The sequence below is a fragment of the Ruegeria sp. CDSA034 genome (assembly GCF_059612275.1).
In genome coordinates this window covers 1-1,975 of the sequence record NZ_JBXWQH010000031.1, presented here as the reverse complement: position 1 = coordinate 1,975, position 1,975 = coordinate 1, and the positions used below count along the sequence as shown (strand labels likewise).

Below are 1,975 nucleotides of genomic sequence, written 5' to 3'. Positions count from 1 at the left end.
TCTTTCTGTTGTGGCCCGCAAAGCGGGTCTGGGAACTTGCCGAACGTGCGCGCGAATACGGCGATGTCAGCGAATACCTCAACCTACCACAACACTATGTCGGTTGGTTCATCTCCGTTTTCACCCTTGTCACTGCAATCACCTTCATTGCCCGTGCCGTCGCGCGAGTAATTTCCCCAACAAAGGCAAACTTCTGATGCTGTTTTCCATCCTTGGCCTGGCTGCGGTCCTTTTCCTTGTGTTCCTGCGGATGCCGATTGCGATAGCAATGGGGTTTGTGGGGTTTGTCGGCTATGCTGAACTGCGCGGGTTTCGTGCCTCGATTTCTATGGTCGGTCGGTTGATCATAGACACCGCACAGGACTACGGGCTGTCGGTTGTCCCACTGTTCATCCTGATGGGGCTTTTCGTGAATAAGGGCGGACTGTCGCGCGAATTGTATCAGGTATCTTACGCCTTTATGGGTCACTTTCGAGGTGGGCTGGCAATGGCGACAATCGTTGCTTGTGCCGGATTTTCGGCCATCTGCGGCTCGTCCCTGGCGACTGCTGCCACGATGTCAAAAGTCGCGATGCCTCAAATGCGCAAATACAATTATGCTGACAGCCTGTCGACGGCATCCATCGCCGCCGGGGGCACGTTGGGGATTCTTATACCGCCCTCTGTCATTCTTGTTATCTATGGTTTGCTGACCGAAACCAGCATCGGAAAATTGTTCATCGCCGGTATCATCCCGGGATTGCTCGGGGTCGTTCTTTACCTTGCGGCAGTGCGCTACACGATCCTGCGCAACCCAGAGGCCGGCCCCGCCGGGGATCGCGCGAGCTGGGTTGATCGTGCCAAGGCTTTGAAAGGCGTGTGGGCGGTACTTCTGTTGTTCTTCATTGTAATCGGCGGGTTGTACGGAGTTTTGGACTTCTGGCCACTGAATTTGACATTTTCCCCGACCGAGGCGGCAGGTATGGGCGCGGCAGGAGCCTTTCTGATCGCTTTTTCGCGGCGCAGACTCAGCTTTGCTGCAACGATGCAGGTCTTGATCGAAACCGCCCAGACGACCGCCGCTCTGTTTACTGTTCTGATCGGCGCCTGGGTGTTTTCAAACTTTGTGAACCTTGCCGGCCTGCCGGAAGCGCTGCGCGCCACGGTTTCCTCTGCGGGTCTGGGGCCAATGACGGTAATGCTGATGATCCTTGGCGTCTATGTCATCCTCGGATGTGTTTTCGAAAGCCTTTCGATGCTATTGCTGACTGTGCCGATCTTTTTTCCACTGGTCACGAGCCTAGGCTTTGATCCGGTCTGGTTCGGCATCATTGTTGTCGTCGTCACCGAAATCAGCCTGATTACACCACCGGTCGGATTGAATGTCTTTGTCCTCAAAGGCGTTGTTGGGAACGTGTCGACAGCAACGATCTTCAAAGGCGTCACGCCATTCTGGGTCGTCGACATCATCCGCTTGGCCGTGTTGGTACTTGTACCAACACTGGTGCTGTTCCTGCCAAACTCTATGCACTAGCGAGTGGTGCCTCCCAAAAGGACGCTAACCAACTCTCTGATATGGCGTGTTAAAACGTACGGCTCGCGGCGTTCGGCGCTCAACGAACCTAGTTAGAGATTGGTTAGCCTTCCAACATCTGTTTTGCGAAATTCAATTGAGGTTACAGCACGGGCTATTCCTCAGCTCCGACAAAGGTCCTGCATTTCTCGCCTTCACTGCAATGCATTCGGCAGCGATCTCTGCTGAAAGAGAGAAGTACGAGAACCTTGGTGCGTTCCGCGCGACTGACATTTTCAGTGCCGGATTGCCGGAATTGCAGCCAAAGATTGCATAGTCGCCCAGTCAAACACCGGTGGCGGGACAATTTCTGAGGGCGTAACGAACGGCAGCTTTTCTTTCTGCAGTGTGGCTGATGGTCTCGGTAAGCGGGAGTTGCAGCACCTGCGAGCGTCGGCGTTGACTATGTCTACTCCGGGCTCT

General features: G+C 54.6%; 1 protein-coding gene and 1 pseudogene. Both read left to right on the top strand.

Features of this window, described 5'->3' with window-relative positions:
• Positions 1–197 (top strand): annotated as a pseudogene (locus AC2FLJ_RS22770) (TRAP transporter small permease); the annotation flags it as partial.
• The gene (locus tag AC2FLJ_RS22765) at positions 197–1,513 is read left to right on the top strand and encodes a TRAP transporter large permease (RefSeq protein WP_299353548.1); all 1,317 of its coding nucleotides are present in this window, start codon (positions 197–199) and stop codon (positions 1,511–1,513) included. The pseudogene AC2FLJ_RS22770 and the gene AC2FLJ_RS22765, both read left to right, overlap by 1 nt.
• The last annotated feature ends 462 nt before the right edge of the window (positions 1,514–1,975 follow it).

Bases quoted from the DNA above. Each gene is read 5' to 3' on its own strand.
- AC2FLJ_RS22765 (WP_299353548.1), top strand. From the start codon at position 197: ATGCTGTTTTCCATCCTTGGCCTGGCTGCGGTCCTTTTCCTTGTGTTC.